Origin of the sequence: Streptomyces sp. NPDC005799 (assembly GCF_040630525.1) — a bacterium.
GTDB classification, from domain to species: Bacteria; Actinomycetota; Actinomycetes; order Streptomycetales; family Streptomycetaceae; genus Streptomyces; species Streptomyces griseorubiginosus_B.
Genome location: NZ_JBEXXQ010000004.1, coordinates 264,713 through 280,457, shown reverse-complemented (window position 1 = coordinate 280,457; position 15,745 = coordinate 264,713). Strand labels below are relative to the sequence as shown.

The following is a 15,745-nucleotide window of genomic DNA, read 5'->3' as shown; positions in this document are numbered from 1 at the left end:
TAGACGGCCACGCTCGCGATGCCTGCGTCCCGACAGGCCCGGGCCACGCGGACAGCGATTTCGCCACGGTTGGCGATGAGCACCTTGCGCACGATTGAGGCTCCCTCCTTGAAACAAGCCGAGTTTAGGGACTGCCGACGAGGCACTTCGACCCGTCCCCAATGGTGAGCTTGCCCACACGGAGCGTGATTCGAGGCTCGCTCGACCCGCGAAATCCCTTGTCGTACCCAGGTACGCAGGACTCCTCCCGGCAACCCTAGCTCTCCCATGTGGCCAAGGTCTCTGTGAGAGCGTGCTGCGGGCCACTCTGTTTCTTTGTGGAGTCCCTACGAATGGCCCAATGATTCTTTGCGGTCGACACAACCCTTGTCCCGGGGTTTACCCGTTAGTAGCGTTCGCGATGGATCGAAACGTACTTGGAGTAACCCGAACTTGGCTCGAGAGTGGGTGGGGACCGGTGGTGCGCAGGCCGGTGGCATGGGTCGTGGCGGTCGTCCTCTTCGTCGAGGCGCTCGGGGTCGCCGCGCTGAACTGGTTCCTCGGGATCGTCGTCGACCGTCAGGACATGTCCCTGGCCGGCCTCGACCCGGACACGATGTCGCTGTCCTCGAAGATCGGCGGGATCGTCTTCGGCCTCTACTACGCCCTGTGCGGCCTGGTCGCGCTCCTGGTGGCGATACGCAACCGCCCCGCGGCCGGCTTCGGCCGCGTCCTGCTGATCAGCGCGGCGGTCGTGCACGCCCTCCTGGCGGCCCTCGTGTGGGGGCTGGTGGGCTGGCCCGCGTTCGTGTTCATGGTCGTGGTGCTGGCCCTCATCGTGCTGCTGCTGATGACCTACGAGGCACCTGTGCAGCCCGCCGAGCCCGCCGACACGCCGCCCGCGGACGTGCCGGGGCCCGAGGACGACGAGGGCTCGCCGGTCACTTCTCCGCCGGCGCCCACAACTCCGTGATGCCGACGCCCAGGTGGGCGAGCAGCTTGCGCAGCAGGGGAAGGCTGAGGCCGATCACGTTGCCGTGGTCGCCGTCGATGCCCTCGATGAACGGCGCGCTGCGGCCGTCCAGGGTGAACGCCCCGGCCACGTGGAGGGGTTCGCCGGTGGCGACGTAGGCGGCGATCTCCTCGTCGCTGGGGTCACCGAAACGGACGAGCGTGGAGGCCGTGCCCGACACGTACCGCTTGCTGGTGGTGTCCCAGACGCAGTGGCCGGTCTGGAGCGTCCCGGCCCGGCCGCGCATCGCCTTCCAGCGGGCGGTGGCCTCCTCGGGGTCCGCCGGCTTGCCCAGCGCCTGGCCGTCCAGTTCCAGCACGGAGTCGCAGCCGATCACCAGGGCACCCTGGACCTCCGGCCGGGCGGCGACGACGGAGGCCTTGGCCTCGGCGAGGGCGAGCGCCAGGTCCGCGGGGGTGGGCGCGCTCACGGCATCCTCGTCCACGCCGCTCACGATGACCTCGGGGTCCAGGCCCGCCTGGCGGAGCAGATTCAGTCGGGCCGGGGACTGGGAGGCGAGGACGAGACGCCTGCGGCGCTGTGCAGTCATGCGGTCAGGTTAGTCAGGTGCCGCCGCCGGACTCACCTCAGGCCGATCACGATCATCGCCAGGACCATGGCCAGCGCCATGAGAACGCCGAGCCGCCGCAACATGTCCTGCGTTTCGCGCAGTTCCTCGGGCGGCTCGTTCTCGGGGTCGGACCACAGCATGCCACCAGCGTGCGGCTTGGCCGGGCTACGGCGCCTGAGTACACGTACTCAAGTTGAGCCCGGCGCTGTCCTACCGTGCGCCCACGCGGCGGAGCCGCATGTCGATACGGCCCCGCGCCCCCAAAAAACGTCTTCCGCTTACCCCGGCCAGTAGGTTCGCGCCCATGCCGTGGGCCCCGGCTGGGGCAGGCGCTGGGCCGCGACGCGGGACGGGTCGGACCAGGTGTCCCTGTCCTTGGCCGGGTTCTCCGGCGCGGCGGAGGCCGCCGCCGCTCGGGCCCTGACCACCGTCAGGGCCGCCGCCAGTTCCTCCGGGGTGGGGTTGCCCCGTACGACCTTGATGTTCACAGCGTCTCCTTAGAGGGGGATGTTGCCGTGCTTCTTCGGGGGCAGGGACTCGCGCTTGGTGCGCAGCTGGCGCAGGCCGCGGACGACGTGGCGGCGGGTGTCGGACGGCATGATCACCGAGTCGACGTAACCGCGCTCGGCCGCGACGTAGGGGTTGAGGAGGGCGTCCTCGTACTCCTGGATCAGCCGGGCGCGGGTCGCGTCGAGGTCGCCGCTCGCCTCGGCCTCGGCGATGGTGCGGCGGTGCAGGATGTTGACCGCGCCCTGGGCGCCCATGACGGCGATCTGGGCGGTCGGCCAGGCGAGGTTGAGGTCGGCGCCGAGGTGCTTGGAGCCCATGACGTCGTAGGCGCCGCCGAAGGCCTTGCGGGTGATGACGGTGATCAGCGGGACCGTGGCCTCGGCGTAGGCGTAGATCAGCTTGGCGCCGCGGCGGATGATGCCGTCGTGCTCCTGGTCGACGCCGGGCAGGAAGCCGGGGACGTCGACGAAGGTGAGGACGGGGATGTTGAAGGCGTCGCAGGTGCGCACGAAGCGGGCCGCCTTCTCGCTCGCCTTGATGTCGAGGCACCCGGCGAACTGCATCGGCTGGTTGGCGACGATCCCGACGGGGTGGCCCTCGACGCGGCCGTAGCCGGTGAGGATGTTCGGCGCGTACAGCGGCTGGGTCTCGAAGAACTCGGCGTCGTCGAGGACGTGTTCGATCACCGTGTGCATGTCGTACGGCTGGTTCGCGCTGTCCGGCACCAGGGTGTCCAGCTCGAGGTCCTCGGCGGTGACCGCGAGGTCCGCCTCCTCCGGGTAGACCGGCGCCTCGGAGAGGTTGTTGGACGGCAGGTACGACAGCAACTGCTTGATGTACTCGACGGCGTCCTTCTCGTCGCCGGCCATGTGGTGGGCCACGCCGGAGACGGAGTTGTGGGTGCGGGCGCCGCCCAGCTCCTCGAAGCCGACGTCCTCGCCGGTGACGGTCTTGATGACGTCCGGGCCGGTGATGAACATGTGCGAGGTCTGGTCGACCATGACGGTGAAGTCGGTGATCGCGGGGGAGTACACCGCACCGCCCGCGCAGGGGCCGACGACCAGGGAGATCTGCGGGATGACGCCGGAGGCGTGGGTGTTGCGGCGGAAGATCTCGCCGTACGCGCCCAGGGACGCCACGCCCTCCTGGATACGGGCGCCGCCGGAGTCGTTGATGCCGATGACCGGGCAGCCGGTCTTCAGCGCGAAGTCCATCACCTTGACGATCTTCTGCCCGTACACCTCGCCCAGCGCGCCGCCGAAGACGGTGAAGTCCTGGGAGAACACGGCCACGGGGCGGCCGTCGACCGTGCCGTAGCCGGTGACGACGCCGTCGCCGTAGGGGCGGTTGTTCTCCAGGCCGAAGTTGGTGGAGCGGTGCCGGGCGAACTCGTCCAACTCGACGAAGGAGCCCTCGTCGAGCAGCAGCTCGATGCGCTCACGGGCCGTCAACTTGCCCTTGGCGTGCTGCTTCTCGACGGCGCGCGCGGAGCCGGCATGCGTCGCCTCGTCAATACGACGCTGGAGATCCGCGAGCTTGCCCGCAGTGGTGTGAATGTCGATCGCTTCCGGCTCGGACATCGGGATCGCGGCTCCCTGCCTGCTCAAAAGGGGGGACGGTTACTCATCCGTAGAGTAGTGGTGGCCCTACGAATCAGCAGTGCGGCGTTTCACACACCTAGGGTGGCTTGCATGACGCCGCGAGATGCATCAGACGACAGCCGCTGGTCCGATCTGGAACGGCCTCCCCTCAATGCCGTGGCGCTGCGCCGCGGGCTCGTGCGGGAGGGCGGGCTGTGGCGGGAACTGGAGGTGGTGCGCGCCACCGGCTCCACCAACTCCGACCTGGTCGCCCTGGCGGCGGCCGGCAAGGCGGCCGAGGGCTCGATCCTGGTCGCCGAGGAGCAGACCGCCGGGCGGGGCCGCCTGGACCGCGAGTGGACGGCACCCGCCCGCTCGGGCCTGTTCTTCTCCGTGCTGCTGAACCCGGCCGAGGTGCCGGTGGCCCGCTGGGGCTGGCTGCCGCTGCTGACCGGCGTGGCGGTGGCGACCGGGCTGGCGCGGGCCGCGGGCGTCGACACCACACTCAAATGGCCCAACGACCTGCTCGTCTCCATCGCCGGTGAGGAACGCAAGGCCGGCGGCATCCTGGCCGAGCGCGCCGGGAACGACGGCGTGGTCATCGGCGTCGGCGTCAACGTCACCCTGCGGGAGAGCGAGCTGCCCGTCCCCGCCGCGGGGTCGCTGGCGCTGGCCGGAGCGGTGAGCACCGACCGGGATCCGCTGCTGCGGGCCGCGCTGCGCGCCCTGGAGGAGTGGTACGGGCGCTGGCGGGAGGCCGGCGGCGACCCCGCGGTGAGCGGTCTGCAGGAGACGTACGCGGCGGGCTGCGCGACGCTCGGCCGGACGGTACGGGCCGAACTGCCCGGGGACCGGTCGGTCACCGGGGAGGCGGTGGCCGTCGACGGCGACGGACGGCTCGTGATCGCCACGGCGGACGGCGTCCAGGAGCCGGTGGGAGCGGGAGACATCGTGCATCTGCGGCCGGCGTGAGAAAAGACGGCGCGTGCGGCGTTGTGAGGACGAGGCCCGCACCGGCGCGGGTCCCCGCGGCGGTACGGGTGACGTAGCGTCGGCTCCACGGGAGTGAGGTAGCGCACAGCTGCCGTAGAGTGAAGGCCGGTCGATACCTGACCGTGGCAGATCGGAAGGGCAGCAGGCGTGACCGTCGACGACACGGGCTCCGGTTCGGACGCGGACGGCCGGGTGGACCCCCACGCCGCCGACCCCGGCGAGGACCCGCTCGCCCTGCGTCTCGAACACCTGATCCTGGGTGCCGAGCGGCGCTACACGCCCTTCCAGGCGGCCCGTAGCGCCGGCGTCTCGGTCGAGTTGGCGACCCGCTTCTGGCGGGCGATGGGCTTCGCCGACATCGGCCAGGCCAAGGCGCTGACGGAGGCCGACGTCCTGGCGCTGCGCCGGCTGTCCGGTCTCGTCGAGGCGGGCCTGCTCAGCGAGGCCATGGCGGTCCAGGTGGCCCGCTCCACCGGCCAGACCACGGCCCGTCTCGCCGAGTGGCAGATCGACTCCTTCCTGGAGGGCCTGACGGAGCCCCCGGAGCCGGGGATGACCCGGACCGAGGTGACGTACCCGATCGTCGAGCTGCTCCTGCCCGAGCTGGAGGAGTTCCTGGTCTACGTCTGGCGCCGCCAGCTCGCGGCCTCCGCCGGGCGGGTCGTGCAGGCCGCCGACGACGAGGAGATGGTCGACCGGCGCCTCGCCGTCGGGTTCGCCGACCTGGTGGGCTTCACGCGTCTGACCCGCCGGATGGAGGAGGAGGAGCTCGGCGAGCTGGTCGAGGCCTTCGAGACGACGGCCGCGGACCTGGTCGCCGCGCACGGCGGTCGGCTGATCAAGACGCTGGGCGACGAGGTCCTGTACGCCGCCGACGACGCGGGCGTGGCCGCCGAGATCGCGCTGCGCCTCATCGAGACCATGGCGAACGACGAGACGATGCCGGAGCTGCGGGTGGGCATCGCCTTCGGCACGGTGACCACCCGAATGGGCGATGTCTTCGGAACGACCGTGAACCTCGCCTCCCGGCTCACCTCGATAGCTCCCCGGGACGCCGTCCTCGTCGACAGCGCCTTCGCGGAGGAACTGATCCGCACCGGGGAGGCGCCCGCCTCCGAGGCGGAGGCCGCCGAGGCGGCGGCGAAGGCGGAGAAGGAGGGGGAGGAGCCCCCGGTCTACCGCTTCGCCCTCCAGCCGATGTGGCAGCGGCCGGTGCGTGGCCTGGGCGTGGTGGAGCCGTGGCTGCTCACCCGCAGGGGCGGCGCGGTATAGCCGACGGCGCTTGGGGGCACCCGCGGCCGACTGTCTCTTCAGGGCCGTCAGCCGTGCTGCCCCGACCCGCCGACGCACAGCCCGACGAGCGGCACGCACAGGCCCGGCTTGCCCGGCGGCGGGGTGGCCGACGGGGCCGTGCCGCGACCGGCGGTGGGTGTCGGCCGCGGGGCGGCGGCGGCCGGTGTCGTCTCGGGGCCGCGGGGTGCCTGGGGCGCGGTGGTGTCCGGCGCCGGGGTGTTCGGCGCCTCGGGGATCGTGGTGCTGTCGGAGGTTACGGCGGGGGCGGCGTACGCCGGTCGCGATGAGGGGCCGGTCGGCACGGGCACGGACGTCGAGGTGGCCGACGGTGTGGCGCTCACCCCGCCCATCACGGAGCTGGCCGAGGGGGCGGCGGTGGGTGCGGCGGCGACGGTGGCGACGGCGTTGGTGGCCTGCTCCGCCCCACTGCCCGGGTCCAGCCGAGGCTCGGCCTCCGCGGTCCCGCTCCCGCCGACTCCGGCCTCGGGAGTGAGCCGCACCAGACTCAACGCCCCGGCCGCCAACGCGAGCCCCCCGACGGCGAACAGCACCTTGCGCGGCCGCGGCCGCCGGTGCCGCCCCCGGATCCGGGATCCGAGGAGAGGGATGCGGGCGGAGGCGGGTTCGATGTCCGGGGTGGCCGCTCGGGCGAGTCCCCCTGGCCGGGCGGGCCCTCGCAGTCCGGCGGACGCAGTACTGCCGGCAGTGGCCTGTGAGGAGTGAACGGAGGACGGCTCGGCACGGCGCGGCGCCTGGGCGGGGGGCGTTGTGCGAGGTTCCCTTGCCGCCGACGCCCCGGCCCTTCCGCCGCTCCGCGGCCTTTCCCGCTGCGCCGCCCGCGCCGCCCGCGCCGTCCCGCCGCTCCGGGCCGCCTTCGCCCGGCCCGCTCCCGTCGTTTCCTCGGTCGGTCCCGGCGTCTTCCCGGTCGTTGCCGGCCCCGGTGGTTCGTTGCGCGGTGCCGTGCCCGTCCGTCCTGGCCGTTCCCCGTGTCGTACTGGATCCGTCGTTTCCGGCTCCCTCATCGCGTCCTCCCCGATGCGTCGCGCCCCCGGTGCGCCGTGGCGGACGCACGTTATGCGCTGCTGTGGGGGGTGGGTGGGGAGTTGGTCGGGATGTCACTCGAACGGGTTGTCGGCCCCGGCCCCGGGAACCGGCCTTCCCTCACCGCGCACCCGGCTGCGATGATCGGGCGAGGCGTTGTTAACCCGCGTTAACCGGAGGGTGTCATGAGCGAGGAGCGGTTCGGGGAGTTCGTGCTGGTACGGCGGCACGGCGACGGCGGGCATGTCGCGGAGCTCGCCCTCGACCGGCCCAAGGCCATGAACGCCGTCTCCACCGCGATGGCCCGGTCCGTCGCCGAGGCCTGTGCCGCGCTGGGCGCCGACCGGGGCGTACGGGTCGTGGTGGTGACCTCCACGCACGAGCGTGCCTTCTGCGTCGGCGCCGACCTGAAGGAGCGGAACTCCCTCAGCGACGCCGATCTGGTCCGGCAGCGGCCCGTCGCACGCGGCGCCTACACCGGCGTACTGGAACTGCCCGTGCCGACCGTCGCCGCCGTGCACGGCTTCGCGCTGGGCGGCGGGTTCGAGCTCGCCCTGTCCTGCGACCTGATCGTGGCGGACCGTACGGCCGTGGTGGGGCTGCCGGAGGTCTCCGTGGGGGTCATCCCGGGCGGCGGCGGTACGCAGCTGCTGCCGAGGCGGGTCGGGGCCGGGCGGGCCGCCGAGCTGATCTTCACGGCGCGGCGCCTGGAAGCGGTGGAGGCGCGGGAGCTGGGGCTCGTGGACCAGCTGGTGGAGGAGGGGCGGGACACGGAGGAGGCGCTGGCCCTCGCGTCCCGCATCGCCGCGAACTCGCCCGTGGGGCTCAGGGCGGCCAAGCGCGCCCTGCGGCTCGGGCACGGGCTGGATCTGCGGGCCGGGCTGGAGGTCGAGGACGCTGCCTGGCGGTCGGTGGCGTTCTCCGGCGACCGGGCGGAGGGAGTGGCGGCGTTCAACGAGAAGCGCAAGCCCCAGTGGCCGGGTGAGTGACCGGGTTCCGTAGGGCCGCTCGGCGACCTCACCCCGGCGCCGTCACCCGGTCACCCCACCGCCGCATCAATCGAACGAAACCCCACAAACCTCCCTAACCTGGTGTGATGGGTGAGGACAAGCGGCTTGCGGCCGTTGTCGCGTTGGCTCAGGGGATGGCGGCGGCCCACGGCTCGCGCGAGGCGTGGCGGGCCGCGGCCGTCGGCGCGTGCCGTGCGCTGGGCGGGAGTTTCGCCGCGCTGTCGGTGTGGGAGCGGGAGCTGGGGCGGCTGCGGGTCCTCGTCAACGTGGGGGAGCGGGCCGCGGGGGAGGACGAGTTCCCGGACGACGAGTCCTATCCCGTCCACCAGTTTCCCGAGATCACCGAGTTCCTGCACGAGCGGTGGGCGGGCGGCGGGGAGCCCAACGCCTGGGTGGAGACGGCCGAGGGTCCCGCCGCGGGGCGCCGGCCCGGTTACGTCCATCAGCGCGTCGCCGCGCTGCGCCGCCGCGGCCGGGGCTGCTGTGTGGTCGCGCCGATCGTGCTGAACGGACGGGCGTGGGGCGAGCTGTATGTCGCCCGGCGTCTCGGCGTGCCCGTCTTCGAGCGGGCCGACGCCGACTTCGCCACCGTGCTGGCCGCCGTCGTCGCCGCCGGGATCGCCCAGGCGGAGCGGCTGGAGGAGGCGAGACGGCTGGCCTACACCGACGCGCTCACCGGCCTCGCCAACCGCCGCGCCGTCGACGTGCGGCTGGAGGAGGCCGTCGAGCGGCATCGGGTGGACGGCACGGTGGTCAGCCTCGTCGTCTGCGACCTCAACGGCCTCAAGCGGGTCAACGACACCCGCGGACACGCCGTCGGCGACCGGCTCCTCGAACGTTTCGGCTCCGTGCTCTCGCTGTGCGGCGCGATGCTGCCGGGGGCGCTCGCCGCCCGGCTCGGCGGGGACGAGTTCTGTCTGCTCGCGGTCGGGCCGTCCGCCGACGAGGTGGTGAAGGCGGCCGACGAGCTGTGCCGCCGGGCGGCGGAGCTGGAGCTCGGTGAGGGGGTGGCCTGCGGGGTGGCGACCACGGAGGACCCCATCGGTCCGGTCCGCTCGGCCCGCCGTCTCTTCCGGCTCGCGGACGCGGCCCAGTACAAGGCCAAGGCCGAGCGGGCGTCGAAGCCCGTGATCGCCGGCCGGGAGGGCCCCGACGACCCCGTGGTACGGCTGGCAGACGCGGCGCCGACGGGGGAGGGGGCCGTGGAGCGGCGGCGTTTCCGGGGGCGCCGGGTGTAAGGGTCGTAACCTCTCCCCGCTAGTGACATCTCCGTCTTCACTGCGTACGCTCCTGAATATGGATATGCACACTGTGGTGGTGGGGACGTCCGGGGTGACCGCGTCCGACGTTCTCGCCGTGGCGCGCGGCGGCGCTCGTGTCGAGCTTTCCGGGGAGGCGGTCGCGGCGCTCGCCGCGGCCCGCGCGATCGTGGACGCGCTGGCGGCCAAGCCCGAGCCGGTCTACGGCGTCAGCACCGGCTTCGGCGCCCTCGCGACCCGGCACATCAGCCAGGAGCTCCGGGCCCAGCTGCAGCGCAACATCGTCCGCTCGCACGCCGCCGGACTGGGCCCGAGGGTGGAGCGGGAGGTCGTACGGGCCCTGATGTTCCTGCGGCTGAAGACCGTCTGCTCGGGACACACGGGCGTCAGGCCCGAGGTCGCGCAGACCATGGCCGACGTGCTCAACGCGGGCATCACCCCCGTCGTCCACGAGTACGGCTCCCTCGGCTGCTCCGGCGACCTGGCCCCGCTGTCCCACTGCGCCCTCACGCTCATGGGCGAGGGGGAGGCCGAGGGGCCGGACGGGTCCGTGCGGCCCGCCGGCGAACTGCTCGCCGAGCACGGGATCGCGCCCGTCGAACTGCGCGAGAAGGAGGGCCTCGCGCTGCTCAACGGCACCGACGGCATGCTCGGCATGCTGGTCATGGCCCTCGCCGACCTCGACACCCTCTACAAGTCGGCCGACGTCACCGCCGCGCTGAGCCTCGAGGCGCTGCTCGGCACCGACAGGGTGCTCGCGCCCGAGCTGCACGCCATCCGCCCGCACCCGGGCCAGGGCGCCTCCGCCGCCAACATGCTCGCGGTGCTGAAGGGCTCCGAGCTCACCGGGCACCACCAGGACGACGCCCCGCGCGTCCAGGACGCCTACTCGGTGCGCTGCGCCCCGCAGGTCGCCGGCGCCGGCCGGGACACCGTCGCGCACGCCCGTCTGGTGGCCGAGCGCGAGCTGGCGTCGGCCGTGGACAACCCGGTCGTGCTGCCCGACGGGCGGGTGGAGTCCAACGGCAACTTCCACGGCGCGCCCGTGGCCTACGTCCTCGACTTCCTCGCCATCGCCGCCGCCGACCTGGCGTCCATCGCCGAGCGCCGCACCGACCGGCTGCTCGACAAGAACCGCAGCCACGGGCTGCCGCCCTTCCTCGCCGACGACGCGGGGGTGGACTCCGGGCTCATGATCGCCCAGTACACGCAGGCCGCGCTGGTGAGCGAGATGAAGCGGCTGGCCGTACCGGCGTCGGCGGACTCCATCCCCTCCTCCGCCATGCAGGAGGACCACGTCTCCATGGGCTGGTCGGCCGCGCGCAAGCTGCGCACCGCCGTCGACAACCTCGCGCGCGTGGTCGCCATCGAGCTGTACGCCGCCACGCGCGCCGTCGAGCTGCGCGAGGGACTGACCCCCGCGCCCGCCTCGCGGGCCGTCATCGAGGCCGTACGGGCCGCCGGTGTCGCCGGTCCGGGGCCGGACCGGTTCCTGGCACCCGACCTGGCGGCTGCCGACGCGTTCGTGCGGGAGGGGAAGCTGGTGGCCGCCGTCGAGACGGTCACCGGGCCACTGCTGTAGGCGTGCCGAAGGGGCCCCGCGCGGACGCGGGGCCCCTCGTCGGATGTCGGATGAGGTCTGACGTCAGATGTCGGATGAGGTCAGAAGCCGAGGCGTTCACGGCGTACCGAGTAGACGACGAAGCCCGCACCGAGCGTGAGGAAGAGCGTTCCGCCGACGACGTACGGGGTCGTGTCGATGCTTCCGGTGTCGGCGAGCTCGGTGTTCTCCTGCGCCGACCCGGAGTTCGCGGAGTCCGCGGACGTCTCGGAGGTCTGCGCCGAAGTGACCCTGGCCTGCGTCGTCGCGGTCGCCGAGGGCTGCGTTCTCGCCGGGGTGTCCTGTGTCGCGTTGGCGGACGGGACGAACCACAGGGCACCCAGGAGGGTCCCCGCGGCGGTGGCGGTCAGCAACGATCGGCGAGCGGATGACACGGAATATCGATCCCCTTGTGGTGCTGGCTAATTGGCCGTGTGGGGCGATGTTAGTGAAAGGCGCGGGTCACGGGAAAGTCACGGGAGCCAAGCATCGTACGCTCCCGCCATGAGCACTGAAGAGACATCACGTTTTGTCCGCCTTCGGGTGGAGCTCGTCCTTGAGGTGGAGGACGCCGACGCCGTGACCAAGGCGGCTCTGCGCCGGATCGCCGACGAGCCGGACATGCCCGACGACGAACGGGCGCACGCCGAGGGCGCTGTGACGGAAGACACTGCCGAGGCCCTCGCGTACCTCGTCGACCCGTTCGACCTGGTGAAAGAGGTGCCCGGGGTGGAACTCGCGCAGGCCTCCTGGTCGAGCGAGCCCATCGACTACGACCCGGATTCGCCGGACTGGGACCTGGACGACGATGATGTCCAGGAGGACGACGAGGAGGACGCCGTCGGCTGAGCGGCCCGGGGACATCGGTGACCCCGGCCGGCAACCGCCGTCCGGGGTTTCGTCGTCTCAGGGGACGCGCAGGCCGTCATCCGCACCCTCCGCCCCGGCGGACGTGGTGTGCCCCACACATCAGAGGAATGTGGAACGGGAGAAACCGGTCGTAGCGTTGAAGTTCGTTGACGGCTGACGTTCGTCACGGGCTGAGGTTCGTGAACGCCGAGGTTCGAAAAACGGGAACCCTCGGGGTTTTTAGGGGATACGGCGACTGATGGAGAAGCGTGTGATGACGAACAGTAGGCGGCGCAGGGGCCTGACGGTCGCGTCCGCCCTGCTCGGTGGGGTTCTGGTGCTCTCGGCCTGTTCCGGCGGCGGTGGCGACAAGGCCTCCGGCAGCGGGAACGACGACACCTCGCAGGCGAAGGCCGACGAGGCGGCGGCCAAGAAGGCGTCCGAGGCCGACATCAAGATCACGCCCAAGGACGGCACCGACAACGCGTCCATCAACAACTCCGCGGCCGTCACCGTCAGCAAGGGCACGCTCACCAATGTGAGCATGACGACCGAGAACGGCACCGCCGTCGCCGGCACGCTCTCCGCGGACAAGACCAGCTGGAAGCCGAACACCCAACTGGAGCGCTCGACCACCTACAAGGTCGCCGCGGTGGCCAAGGACTCCGACGGGCGGGTCGCGCACGAGAACGCCTCGTTCACCACGGTCTCCCCGGCCAACAGCTTCATAGGCACCTTCACGCCGGACAACGGGACCACCGTCGGCGTGGGCATGCCGGTGTCGATCAACTTCGACAAGTCGATAACCAACAAGGCCGCGGTCCAGAAGGGCATCACGGTCACCTCCAGCAGCGGCCAGGAGGTCGTCGGGCACTGGTTCGGCGCCAACCGCATCGACTTCCGCCCGGAGCAGTACTGGAAGGAGAACTCCACCGTCACGCTGAAGCTCGCGCTGGACGGCGTCCAGGGTGCCAACGGCGTCTACGGCGTGCAGCAGAAGACGGTCACCTTCCACATCGGCCGCAACCAGGTCTCCTACGTCGACGCGAAGACCAAGCAGATGAAGGTCACGCAGGACGGCAAGGTCGTCAAGACCATCCCGATCTCGGCCGGTTCGCCGGAGCACACCACGTACAACGGCATCATGGTGATGTCCGAGAAGTACAAGCAGACCCGGATGAACGGCACGACCGTCGGCTTCACCGACAACGACGGCAAGGCCGAGTACGACATCAAGGACGTGCCGCACGCCATCCGGCTCACCAACTCCGGCACCTTCCTGCACGGCAACTACTGGGGCGCGAAGTCCATCTTCGGCAGCGTCAACACCAGCCACGGCTGCGTGGGCCTGTCGGACACCAAGGGCGCCAACGACACCACCACGCCCGCCTACTGGATGTACACGCACTCGATCGTCGGTGACGTCGTGGTCGTCTCCAACACCGGTGACAAGATCGTCCAGCCGGACAACGGCCTCAACGGCTGGAACCTGAGCTGGGCCCAGTGGAAGGCCGGCTCGGCCGTCTGACGCAACTGTCGGTCCACAGCGTTCCGATGCCGCCCCCAGGGGCGGCATCGGTGTTTGCGAGGCCGTTCCGGGGCGGGCCACAGGCTTCTCATGCAGCTCTTATGTCGGCCTTATCCAGTCATCACGCGCCGTCCCTACGGTGCGGCCATGTTCTTCACCTACCTGAGGCGCGAACTGCGCCGCCGCAGAAAGGCGGCCCTCGTCGTCGCCTCCGGTCTCGCGCTGGGCATCGCGCTGGTCATCGTGGTCAACTCCGTGTCCTCCGGCATGGGGAAGGCCCAGGACAAGGTCCTCCAGTCGCTCTACGGCCTGGGTACGGACATGACGGTCACCAAGGCGGCGACGCCGACCACGAGCACCTCGCAGCGGCCGCGCTTCCAGTTCGACGCGCAGGGCAACGACGACAAGTCCACGCAGAGCAGCGACCGGATCCTGCCGCAGGGCTTCACGACCCTCGCCTCCTCCACCGTCACCAAGGTCGCGGGCCAGAAGGGCGTGTCGACGGCCGTCGGCGGGCTCAGCCTCAACGTGGTGAAGATCAGCGGCCAGTTCACCCGCGGCCAGTTCCAGCAGAACGGCGGCAGCGGGGGCTTCCAGCGGGGCGGCGGCACCGGCCAGCCGCAGGGCGAGGTGCGCGGCGGCGGCGCCGACTTCGACGTCAACAGTTTCACGGTCTACGGCACCGACGTCACCAGGACCGGGCTCGGCCCGCTGACCTCGTCGAAGATCACCAGCGGCCGCACCTTCAAGACGACGGAGAGCTCCGCCAAGGTGCTGGTGGCCGACTCGGCGTACGCCAAGGAGAAGAAGTACAAGGTCGGTTCGACCGTCACGATCAAGAGCGTCAAGTTCACGGTCATCGGTATCGCCACGGCCGACAGCGGTGACTCGGCGGCCAACCTCTACATGCCGCTGAAGGAGGCCCAGACGCTGGCGGGCCAGAAGGACAAGGTCACCACCATCTACGTCAAGGCGACCGACTCCAAGGAGATCTCCGCCGTCAAGTCCACGATCCAGAAGAACGTCTCCGGTACGACGGTCACCACCTCCTCCGACCTGGCCAGCACGGTGTCCGGCTCGCTGTCCACGGCGTCGAGCCTCGCCAGCAACGTCGGCAAGTGGCTGTCCATCGCGGTGCTGGTGGCCGCCTTCCTCGTCGCCGGTCTGCTCACCTCCTCCGCCGTCTCCCGGCGGGTGCGTGAGTTCGGCACGCTGAAGGCGCTGGGCTGGAAGTCGGGCCGGGTGACCCGGCAGGTCGTCGGTGAGGCCATGGTCAACGGGCTGCTGGGCGGTGCGCTCGGTATCGCCCTCGGACTCGCCGGCGCATACGTCGTGACGGCCATCAGCCCCACTCTGCAGGCCCAGTTGGGCGGTGGCGGGGGCGGGGGCGGCGGCTTCGGCGGCGGTCCCGGTGGCGGTGGCGGCTTCGGCGGTCCGGGGCGTGCGGCGGCCAGGACCCTCGACGTCGCCCTGACGGCACCGGTGAGTGTCACGACGGTGGCCATCGCGGTGGCCCTGGCGGTGGCGGGCGGCCTGATCGCGGGCGCGTTCGGCGGCTGGCGGGCGTCCCGGCTGCGGCCGGCGGACGCGCTGCGCCGCGTCGAATAGCCGGCCCAGGACCCGTACCACCACCAACCCCACCCAGGAGCCAACCCCATGTACGAACTCAGAAGCGTCACCAAGCGCTACACCCGGGGCAAGGAGACCATCCACGCCCTGGACGGCGTCGACCTCACCATCGGCGACGGCGACCGTCTCGTCATCCAGGGCCCCACCGGCGGCGGCAAGTCCACGCTGCTGCAGATGCTCGGCGGCCTCGACCGGCCCACCGAGGGCGAAGTCGTCCTGGACGGGACCGACTTGGCCAAGCTCTCCGAGGCGCGGCTGACCAAGGTCCGCAGCGAGAACATCGGCTTCGTCTTCCAGAGCTTCAACCTCATCCCGACGCTCACCGCGCAGGAGAACGTGGAAACCGCTCTCGTCCCTCTCGGCGTCAAGGTGAAGGACCGGCGCGAGCGGGCCGCCGAGGCGCTGAGTTCGGTCGGTCTCGGTGAGCGTCTCGCCCATCTGCCCTCGGAGATGTCCGGCGGCCAGCAGCAGCGCGTCGCCATCGCCCGCGCGCTCGTCAAGCAGCCGAAGGTGCTGCTCGCCGACGAACCCACCGGAAACCTCGACGAGTCGATGCGCGACGAGATCATGGACGTGCTCGAACGGATGTGGAAGGAGCTGGGGTTGACGTTCATCATGGTCACCCACGACTCCGCGATCGCCAGGAAGGCCCCGCGGCTGGCGACGATCCGCAAGGGAAAGATCACGGTCAAGGAGAACGCGGGCGCCTGACCCGACGGAACGGTAACGGCTTTCCCGCAGGCGTGTAACAGTCGACGGGCGCTTGTCTCACCCTTCTCTCATCTCTTGAGGTAGCTGATCACCCCCCGGCATACTGCGTATCCCGGGGGGTCCGTGCATGTGTGCGGTAGTTCCCCCGGCCGGGTGAACGGGGAATTCGCCCGGTACTTC

General features: G+C 71.2%; 17 protein-coding genes. 10 read left to right on the top strand and 7 right to left on the bottom strand.

Annotation, left to right across the window (positions count from 1 at the left end; all coding sequences use genetic code 11):
* A partial coding sequence (locus ABZ453_RS06675) for a biotin carboxylase N-terminal domain-containing protein (RefSeq protein ID WP_308427085.1) occupies positions 1 to 92 on the bottom strand: 92 nt, incomplete at its 3' end.
* A gap of 365 nt (positions 93 to 457) precedes the next feature.
* Between ABZ453_RS06675 and ABZ453_RS06670 the strand changes: the two genes are divergently transcribed.
* Positions 458 to 952, top strand: a complete 495-nt coding sequence (locus ABZ453_RS06670) for a hypothetical protein (protein ID WP_359012189.1) — start codon at positions 458 to 460, stop codon at positions 950 to 952.
* Here the strand turns inward: ABZ453_RS06670 and ABZ453_RS06665 are convergent.
* From ABZ453_RS06665 to ABZ453_RS06650, 4 genes are all read right to left on the bottom strand, one after another.
* Positions 921 to 1,541, bottom strand: coding sequence for a nucleoside triphosphate pyrophosphatase (locus tag ABZ453_RS06665; protein WP_359012187.1), 621 nt, complete (start codon positions 1,539 to 1,541; stop codon positions 921 to 923). The two genes, ABZ453_RS06670 and ABZ453_RS06665, sit on opposite strands and share 32 nt — an antisense overlap.
* Positions 1,542 to 1,573: 32 nt before the next feature.
* Positions 1,574 to 1,702, bottom strand: a complete 129-nt coding sequence (locus ABZ453_RS06660) for a hypothetical protein (RefSeq protein ID WP_133048920.1) — start codon at positions 1,700 to 1,702, stop codon at positions 1,574 to 1,576.
* A gap of 138 nt (positions 1,703 to 1,840) precedes the next feature.
* Positions 1,841 to 2,050, bottom strand: a complete 210-nt coding sequence (locus ABZ453_RS06655) for an acyl-CoA carboxylase subunit epsilon (protein WP_359012185.1) — start codon at positions 2,048 to 2,050, stop codon at positions 1,841 to 1,843.
* Positions 2,051 to 2,059: 9 nt separating this feature from the next.
* Positions 2,060 to 3,652 (bottom strand): acyl-CoA carboxylase subunit beta, encoded by a 1,593-nt coding sequence (locus ABZ453_RS06650; RefSeq protein ID WP_359012183.1) that lies wholly within the window; start codon positions 3,650 to 3,652, stop codon positions 2,060 to 2,062.
* 111 nt (positions 3,653 to 3,763) lie between these two features.
* On the opposite strand from ABZ453_RS06650, the gene ABZ453_RS06645 reads away from it, so the two are divergent.
* Positions 3,764 to 4,624, top strand: a complete 861-nt coding sequence (locus ABZ453_RS06645) for a biotin--[acetyl-CoA-carboxylase] ligase (RefSeq protein ID WP_359012180.1) — start codon at positions 3,764 to 3,766, stop codon at positions 4,622 to 4,624.
* A 168-nt stretch (positions 4,625 to 4,792) separates the two neighbouring features.
* Positions 4,793 to 5,917, top strand: a complete 1,125-nt coding sequence (locus ABZ453_RS06640) for an adenylate/guanylate cyclase domain-containing protein (protein ID WP_359012178.1) — start codon at positions 4,793 to 4,795, stop codon at positions 5,915 to 5,917.
* 47 nt (positions 5,918 to 5,964) lie between these two features.
* Here the strand turns inward: ABZ453_RS06640 and ABZ453_RS06635 are convergent, their stop codons facing one another.
* The gene (locus ABZ453_RS06635; RefSeq protein ID WP_359012176.1) at positions 5,965 to 6,489 is read right to left on the bottom strand and encodes a hypothetical protein; all 525 of its coding nucleotides are present in this window, start codon (positions 6,487 to 6,489) and stop codon (positions 5,965 to 5,967) included.
* Positions 6,490 to 7,164: 675 nt separating this feature from the next.
* On the opposite strand from ABZ453_RS06635, the gene ABZ453_RS06630 reads away from it, so the two are divergent.
* The 3 genes from ABZ453_RS06630 (at position 7,165) to hutH (ending at position 10,830) form a co-directional block, all read left to right on the top strand.
* Positions 7,165 to 7,968, top strand: a complete 804-nt coding sequence (locus ABZ453_RS06630; RefSeq protein WP_359012174.1) for an enoyl-CoA hydratase-related protein — start codon at positions 7,165 to 7,167, stop codon at positions 7,966 to 7,968.
* 107 nt (positions 7,969 to 8,075) lie between these two features.
* The gene (locus ABZ453_RS06625) at positions 8,076 to 9,227 is read left to right on the top strand and encodes a GGDEF domain-containing protein (RefSeq protein WP_359012172.1); all 1,152 of its coding nucleotides are present in this window, start codon (positions 8,076 to 8,078) and stop codon (positions 9,225 to 9,227) included.
* A gap of 64 nt (positions 9,228 to 9,291) precedes the next feature.
* Positions 9,292 to 10,830, top strand: coding sequence for a histidine ammonia-lyase (gene hutH / locus ABZ453_RS06620; RefSeq protein WP_359012210.1), 1,539 nt, complete (start codon positions 9,292 to 9,294; stop codon positions 10,828 to 10,830).
* An 80-nt stretch (positions 10,831 to 10,910) separates the two neighbouring features.
* On the opposite strand, the gene ABZ453_RS06615 is transcribed toward hutH, so the two are convergent.
* Positions 10,911 to 11,243 carry an LPXTG cell wall anchor domain-containing protein gene (locus ABZ453_RS06615; RefSeq protein WP_359012170.1) on the bottom strand — a complete coding sequence of 111 codons (333 nt, stop codon included), beginning with the start codon at positions 11,241 to 11,243 and terminating at the stop codon, positions 10,911 to 10,913.
* A gap of 109 nt (positions 11,244 to 11,352) precedes the next feature.
* Between ABZ453_RS06615 and ABZ453_RS06610 the strand changes: the two genes are divergently transcribed.
* The 4 genes from ABZ453_RS06610 (at position 11,353) to ABZ453_RS06595 (ending at position 15,565) form a co-directional block, all read left to right on the top strand.
* Positions 11,353 to 11,697 carry a hypothetical protein gene (locus tag ABZ453_RS06610; protein WP_359012168.1) on the top strand — a complete coding sequence of 115 codons (345 nt, stop codon included), beginning with the start codon at positions 11,353 to 11,355 and terminating at the stop codon, positions 11,695 to 11,697.
* Positions 11,698 to 11,956: 259 nt separating this feature from the next.
* Positions 11,957 to 13,225 (top strand): Ig-like domain-containing protein, encoded by a 1,269-nt coding sequence (locus ABZ453_RS06605; protein WP_359012166.1) that lies wholly within the window; start codon positions 11,957 to 11,959, stop codon positions 13,223 to 13,225.
* Between the two features lie 147 nt (positions 13,226 to 13,372).
* Positions 13,373 to 14,833 carry an ABC transporter permease gene (locus ABZ453_RS06600; RefSeq protein WP_359012164.1) on the top strand — a complete coding sequence of 487 codons (1,461 nt, stop codon included), beginning with the start codon at positions 13,373 to 13,375 and terminating at the stop codon, positions 14,831 to 14,833.
* Between the two features lie 48 nt (positions 14,834 to 14,881).
* Positions 14,882 to 15,565 (top strand): ABC transporter ATP-binding protein, encoded by a 684-nt coding sequence (locus ABZ453_RS06595; protein ID WP_133048930.1) that lies wholly within the window; start codon positions 14,882 to 14,884, stop codon positions 15,563 to 15,565.
* Positions 15,566 to 15,745 lie beyond the last annotated feature (180 nt).